6 protein-coding genes are annotated in these 6,778 nt (G+C 40.5%); 1 reads left to right on the top strand and 5 read right to left on the bottom strand.

Features of this window, described 5'->3' with window-relative positions; genetic code table 11:
* Window positions 1–324: 324 nt before the first annotated feature.
* The 4 genes from IM753_RS09370 to IM753_RS09355 form a co-directional block, all read right to left on the bottom strand.
* Window positions 325–612 (bottom strand): surface-adhesin E family protein, encoded by a 288-nt coding sequence (locus IM753_RS09370; RefSeq protein ID WP_194109163.1) that lies wholly within the window; start codon window positions 610–612, stop codon window positions 325–327.
* A gap of 151 nt (window positions 613–763) precedes the next feature.
* Window positions 764–2,338 (bottom strand): reverse transcriptase domain-containing protein, encoded by a 1,575-nt coding sequence (locus IM753_RS09365; RefSeq protein WP_194109162.1) that lies wholly within the window; start codon window positions 2,336–2,338, stop codon window positions 764–766.
* A gap of 328 nt (window positions 2,339–2,666) precedes the next feature.
* Window positions 2,667–4,202: a catalase gene (locus tag IM753_RS09360; RefSeq protein WP_194109161.1), complete on the bottom strand. Its 1,536-nt coding sequence runs from the start codon at window positions 4,200–4,202 to the stop codon at window positions 2,667–2,669.
* Between the two features lie 334 nt (window positions 4,203–4,536).
* Entirely contained in the window at window positions 4,537–5,283 is a 747-nt protein-coding gene (locus tag IM753_RS09355) for an epoxyqueuosine reductase QueH (protein WP_227713124.1), read from the bottom strand.
* Window positions 5,284–5,379: 96 nt separating this feature from the next.
* Between IM753_RS09355 and iscX the strand changes: the two genes are divergently transcribed.
* Window positions 5,380–5,580, top strand: coding sequence for a Fe-S cluster assembly protein IscX (gene iscX / locus IM753_RS09350; protein ID WP_062500506.1), 201 nt, complete (start codon window positions 5,380–5,382; stop codon window positions 5,578–5,580).
* 271 nt (window positions 5,581–5,851) lie between these two features.
* On the opposite strand, the gene IM753_RS09345 is transcribed toward iscX, so the two are convergent.
* Window positions 5,852–6,700 (bottom strand): SPFH domain-containing protein, encoded by an 849-nt coding sequence (locus IM753_RS09345; protein WP_065255809.1) that lies wholly within the window; start codon window positions 6,698–6,700, stop codon window positions 5,852–5,854.
* Window positions 6,701–6,778: the final 78 nt, after the last annotated feature.

Raw genomic sequence — 6,778 nt, 5'->3', positions numbered from 1 at the left:
CCGATTTTGTTAGCTGTACATCCAAAGATATATGGTAATTAACAATACCGTTTCATCAAGTTTACAAAAATCCGCTTTATAAAAAGCGGATGTTTTTACCACCCTGCTTGCGAGCAGGCATAATCAAGTTTGCCCTCGCCTACGGTATCAGGAACCGCTCTCGTCCAGTCTTTTGATGAATGCGTGGATACATAACGTTTGAAACTGTCAACAGAATTACTTTGCTTATCATAATAGACTTCTTTCCAAACCCCGATTTTTGTGGATTTTTAAAAACTTCAACCCCAATACTTATAAAGGTTTATTTTTAGTTTGGAAAGAGATTTAATAAATAACATAATCAAAGTCTGATTTACGAGCAACGCAGTCATAATACGAAAAAGCTCTCGTTTGCCAGTATTTCTTGCCATTACTAAGCTCTTGGGCTTGGTGATAATCTCTCTTAACCCAAGCGGTGATATAAGTACCGCCCCCAGTAAAGTAATGTGTCTGAATGCTATCACGGTCAATGTGGTAAATAAAGTTGCTCGTGCTGCCTATGTCCACCCAGTTGGTGGCATGAACGGATAGGGGTGATAGAGCGATGAGTGTGGCGATGAGCAGTTTTTTCATAGATATCCTTGTGGAAACAATCGTATTATTATACCAATATTTTCATAATATACAATTTTTTTAATTATTTCTTAAAATTAAAAAATTATCAGGGCGAACTGTAATTCACCCTTATGCATTTAAGACTTTCAAAAATTCCAAAGGGCAGTTTTTATTTATTTATGCGTGCATTAAGTATCTTCCAATGGTTTTTGAGTTGGTATTTAATTCTGCTATTCGTCAAAATTTGGTCTGCTCTCATTGCATAGCCAATAAAGTTACCCCAATTTTTGCGTTTTGAAGGCTTCCATTTATTTTTGGTTTTGTCTACTCTTGCTGGCTTGGCTCCAATGTATGAATATTGTCGATAAAGTCTGTTTTTAAAAATCTTACCTTGCGTATCATTTCTGATGTGATTGGCATAAAAATGACATCTACGCACACCCATACTCATTTTGCGATAATAATTAGCAAGTGCAGAATTTTTGAGATAGACGTGCTGTCCATTAAACGAAAAACCTAAATATTCAAATTTCTTCTTGTGGCTGTTGTGATTAATTTTTCCATTAAATTCCTGCAAGCAAGTTATTTCATTATTGCCATTTAGTTTAAAATAAAATATTTGTGTCTTTTTGGGGTTTATATTCAACTTAGAAATACTCTTTATTTTTGTTTCAAACAACCCTAAAACTTCATCTTTATGGTCGATTGGGCAGATGACAACCATATCATCAGAATATCGTCTATAAATACCACCTATTTCTTGAATTTTATGATGAATTAGTTCGTCAAATTCTAGCATATAGATATTGGCTAAGGTTGCACTGATTGAAGAGCCTTGACAAATACCATAATTTTTTAATTTTTTTTGATTGGTTATTGTACATTTTTCATATTTGTTGTTTTGTATTAGACCTGATTTTCTTATTTTTTGAATGTCTTTTAATTCACAAAAAGCAATTGCATTTTGATTTCTAAGGTATTCCAATTTTTTAATTGGCTTTTTCCTTATGTTGCCCGATTTACTTTTTACAATTATCTCATTTTGAAATAATTGAAATAAGTCATTTGCTTTCACATAAGAAAACTTGGTAATAGCCTTATAAACATTATAATGGTCATCTGGTAAATTTGTCTTTTTTATAATATTTTCCCATGCCTTTTTTAGAATTTTATGGTCTAGGTTATCAAAAAATTGTTCGATGTCAAAAGCTATCACCGCAATTTCTTGATGTTTTTGGGTATATTCACGAATGTACTCAAAAACGTCATTGGCAAAATTAATATTGCATTTTCCAATATCTTTACCAGTCTGATTGCTGTTATTTTTTGGTATTTTTCTATAAGCAGTAACAACTTCTGTTAGACCCTTTTGTTTAAGAACGCATTCATAATTTTGGGAAAGTAGGTGTGAATAGTATGCAAATATATTTGCATCCCAGTGATTTGCGTAATAAATATTCCTTACTTTTTTCTTTTGGTGTATTCTTTTGCCATTATGTAGGAGATTTCCGTCACCATCGTACCCTTTACGAAATTTGGGCGTGATGATTTGGGTATGAATGAAAGGGCGGAAAGCGTGATTTTTGATATTTTCTGGATTTGTTATGTAGTTAATTACTTTATTGCAGTCTTTCTGAGTGATTGGTAGTCCGATATGTGGATAGGACTTTACTTTAAACCAAAGATTTTTTTCTTTCATAATCAAAAAAAGGAGATAAAAAGTTGGAGTAAGCGGGGTACGCATTAAGGATTGAAAAAGTGTGCCGAAACGCCATTATGAGAAATGGCACCCCAATTTAGTAGAATGATAGCAATCATGCTCATAACAATGGAATATATAGATATGCCAATTATTGATACTTACATAATGCTGAGATTTATGCGACGCTTGACATTTATGACAATGCGTTGTATAAAGCTACTCCATACTAGCTATCTAGTATGCAATTTTTTTATCGACAAAAAAGACTTAATCAATCTGCTACTTACTCCTTTATTTATTATATCAAAACAAACAACAAAAAACCACTCTATCCAGAGTGGCTTTTATCTTTAAAATCAACCAAAACCGCTTACGCCTTTGGTGGCAAACAGCTCGCCAAATGTTTGGCGGGGTCGGTATCATACGCTTTAATGGCGTCTTCTACCGTCATGCCCAACGCCTTGGCAACGCCCATACCGTAATCAGGGTGGCAGGCGTGGCAGTTGCGGATATGACGGTATTTGATGAAGTCCAACGCATCGCCCATTGCCCCTCTCGTATTGTCAAATAGGGCTTGTTTTTGCTCATCGCTCATAAGATTAAACAAGGCTCGTGGCTGGCTAAAATAATCGCTGTCATCTTCACGAAAATCCCACTGCTTGGCGTCGCCACTGATTTTTAGGGGTGGCTCGGCATATTGGGGCTGTTCTTGCCATTGTCCAAAGCTGTTTGGCTCATAGTGCGGACGTCCGCCATAGTTGTCGCCCACTCGCCCTTGACCGTCTCTGTGGTTTGAGTACACAGGGCAACGTGGGGCGTTCACAGGGATTTGGTTGCGGTTTACGCCCAAGCGATAACGCTGCGCATCGGCATAGTTAAACAGGCGAGCTTGGAGCATACGGTCGGGCGATACGCTGATACCGGGTACTAGGTTGCTTGGGGCAAAGGCGGATTGCTCCACGTCCAAAAAGAAGTTTTCTGGATTGCGATTTAGCTCAAATTCGCCCACTTCGATGAGTGGAAATTGTTTTTTTGACCAAACTTTGGTCAAGTCAAAGGGGTGAAAATCCACTTCTTCTGCCATTTGCTCGGGCATGATTTGTACGTACATTTTCCATTTTGGGAAATCGCCACGTTCAATGGTATCAAACAAATCACGTTGATTGCTCTCACGGTCTTTGGCGATGACCGCTTCGGCCTCGCTATCGGTTAGGTTTTGGATACCTTGCTGAGTGCGAAAATGGAATTTAACCCAAAAACGCTCATTATCAGCATTGATAAAGCTATACGTATGCGAGCCAAAGCCGTGCATATGGCGGAACGACTTAGGAATACCACGGTCGGACATGACAATGGTAACTTGGTGGAAGGCTTCGGGCAGTAGCGTCCAAAAATCCCAGTTGTTGGTGGCACTACGCAAGTTAGTCTTAGGGTCTCTTTTGACCGCTTTGTTTAGGTCGGGGAATTTTCTGGGGTCTCTTAAAAAGAACACAGGCGTGTTGTTGCCAACCATGTCCCAGTTGCCTTCTTCGGTGTAGAATTTTAGGGCAAAACCACGAATATCACGTTCAGCGTCCGCCGCCCCACGCTCGCCTGCTACGGTGGTAAAACGGGCAAACATTTCGGTTTTTTTGCCGATTTCGCTAAAAATCTTGGCACGGGTGTATTTGGTGATGTCGTTTGTGACGGTAAATGTCCCAAACGCCCCTGAGCCTTTGGCGTGCATACGGCGTTCTGGAATGACTTCACGGGCAAAGTCGGCAAGTTTTTCGTTGAGCCACAAATCTTGGGCAAGTAGGGGGCCTCTGGCACCTGCGGTCAATGAGTTTTGGTTATCGACAACAGGGGCTCCGTTGCTACGGGTAAGGGGTGTGCCTGAGTAAGGGCATTTTGGTGTATCAGTCATGATAAATCCTAGGTTACGGTGTATTTTGATTAAAGGTATGACAAAACAAGTATAGCAAAGCAGAGTAGGCTTGTCGGTTAGCGTATGTAAACAATACAAATGACACTCATTGCCAACTTAGATGACTGGCTTGAACTTTGCTGTTACTTGATTTGTCAATCTATGGGGCTATTATAGGCAGGATTGATGATTTGGTAAATTATAATAATTTGATGTTTTGATTTGATTTTTTAAATTGAAAAAACTTGATGAATTTTAAATGATGATTGATAAAATTTATTAAACAGCACAAAAAAGACCGTCATTAAACGGTCTTTTGGTCTTAATGGCTTATTTATTGGTCATCATCCCCATAATACTTCACGCCGATTTTAATGGGTTCACGCCCTTGGCTACGGCGAAAGTTATTGGTATCACGGAGCGAATAAGCACAGCCACAGTATTCTTGTTGATAAAAATGCTCACGCTTGCTAATCTCAATCATGCGGCTACTGCCACCGCCTTTACGCCAGTTAAAATCCCAATAATCCAAGCCCTCATAGGGGGCAACGGCACGATGTCCGCAGTCGTTGATTTGAGCCATGTTTTTCCAGCGGCTGATACCAAGCGAGCTTGTCATCACAGGAAAGCCATGCTCGTGGGCGTATAGGGCGGTGCGTTCAAATCGCATGTCAAAACACATGGTACAGCGTCTGCCACGCTCGGGGTCTTGCTCCATGCCTTTGGCACGAGCGAACCAATTATCCATGTCATAATCGGCGTCAATAAACGGTATGCCGTGCTTTTCGGCAAAAGCGATGTTTTCGTTTTTGCGAATCTCGTACTCTTTTTTGGGGTGAATGTTGGGATTATAAAAATAAATGGTAAACTCAATGCCACTGGCAAGCATCGCCTCCATGACCTCACCCGAGCAAGGGGCACAGCATGAGTGCAGTAGTACCTTTTTGTGTCCGTTTGGCGGGGTCAAAATCTCACGGTCAATCGGCGTTAGGTGCGGATTGGTGGGGTCAGCTTTGGCGATTTGTGGTTTGCCTTTACGTTGATTTTGGTTGGGATTGGGGGTGTGGGTTTGTACGCTCATAATTTAACAATGATAAATAAAAATGGCGATTATTATAGCATTGGTTTAAAATTTTTGCTAAAATTTGTGTAAACTTATCTCTAAAAAAGGTTTTTTATGAAACTCAACTGGCACGACAGCTTAGACATCGCCATCGCCCTTGCCGAAAAGCACCCTGATGTGGACGTGCAGTACATTCGCTTTACCGACTTGCACCGCTATGTGTGCGAGCTTGATGGCTTTGTGGGCGAGCCTGACAAATCCAACGAAGCGATATTAGAAGCCATTCAAATGGCGTGGCTTGATGAATTGGATTGATAATTTAAAAGATAACTTAAAAGATAATTTATGGGTGTATCATACGCCTTTTATCTTTTAAAACTTTATCTACAAATAAAAAGCGGTCATCATCACCGCTTTTTATTTTTATAGTCAATTAACCCCAATTTGTACCAATGTTAAATTTTAAAAAAATTCATTGGTTGTATGGTAATGTGCGTACCACGCACCTTTTAGATGAAAAATCTTATTAATGTGTCATACGCACCTTACTTTCATTGGTGCGTTTTGAAGTTAAATGATTATAAAATCAACCCTTTAACTTATCGCCCACCAATCCTTTGACCGTGTTTAGGATATCGGCAGGCAATACAACCGTCTTAGCATTATCAGATTGTGCCATCTCGTTCATCGCCTTGATGTACTGCTCGCCAAGCAAGTACACAACAGGCATTTCTTTGCCGTCCATCGCCGATGAAATAAGACGAATGGACTCTTCTGAACCTTTGGCAAGCACCACCTGAGCTTCGGCATCACGGCGAGACGCTTCTAATCGTCCGTCCGCCTCCAAGATAGCCGCCTGTTTTTGTCCGTCCGCTCGTGTTACCATGGCTCGGCGTTGGCGTTCGGCAGCCGCTTGCTCTTCCATCGCCAGTTGCATGGTGTGGGACGGCTTGATGTCTTGGATTTCCACCGTTTTTAGGGTAATGCCCCAGTCGGCGATGTCGTCTGATATGGCGTGTTTGAGCTGGGTTTTGATTTGGTCTCGGCTTGATAACGCACTGTCCAAATCCATCTCGCCCACGATAGAACGCAAAGATGTTTGTACCAGATTGCGAATGCCGTATTCATAGTCTTCAATGCCGTACACCGCATATTCTGGCTGAATGATGTTAATATACGCCACCGCATTAGCGATGATGACCACGTTGTCTCGGGTGATGACTTCTTGGCTGGGAATGTCAAGCACGATGTCTTTGGTCGTGATTTTATAGGCGACCGTATCAACAAAGGGAATGATAAAATTCAAACCCGGTTCTAAGGTCTGATGATATTTCCCCAGTCGCTGAACCACCCATTTATAGCCTTGTGGTACGAGCCTGACACCCTTAAAAACGGTAAAGACGACAAACGCCACCAAGACAAATAAAACTTCCATAATAAACCCCTATCTAACAGTTATCTAAAATTATATCAATGAAATACAGGGCAAATGCGATTTACCCCTACCAATCTA

Origin of the sequence: Moraxella sp. K127 (genome assembly GCF_015223095.1) — a bacterium.
GTDB lineage: Bacteria > Pseudomonadota > Gammaproteobacteria > Pseudomonadales > Moraxellaceae > Moraxella.
Note: the sequence above shows the minus strand (reverse complement) of the source record. Positions and strands in the feature narration are given on the sequence as shown.

What these genes read in the sequence shown, in the direction of transcription:
- IM753_RS09370 (WP_194109163.1), bottom strand. Translation starts at nt 612, where the DNA reads ATGAAAAAACTGCTCATCGCCACACTCATCGCTCTATCACCCCTATCC.
- IM753_RS09365 (WP_194109162.1), bottom strand. Translation starts at nt 2,338, where the DNA reads ATGCGTACCCCGCTTACTCCAACTTTTTATCTCCTTTTTTTGATTATG.
- IM753_RS09360 (WP_194109161.1), bottom strand. Translation starts at nt 4,202, where the DNA reads ATGACTGATACACCAAAATGCCCTTACTCAGGCACACCCCTTACCCGT.
- IM753_RS09355 (WP_227713124.1), bottom strand. Translation starts at nt 5,283, where the DNA reads ATGAGCGTACAAACCCACACCCCCAATCCCAACCAAAATCAACGTAAA.
- iscX (WP_062500506.1), top strand. Translation starts at nt 5,380, where the DNA reads ATGAAACTCAACTGGCACGACAGCTTAGACATCGCCATCGCCCTTGCC.
- IM753_RS09345 (WP_065255809.1), bottom strand. Translation starts at nt 6,700, where the DNA reads ATGGAAGTTTTATTTGTCTTGGTGGCGTTTGTCGTCTTTACCGTTTTT.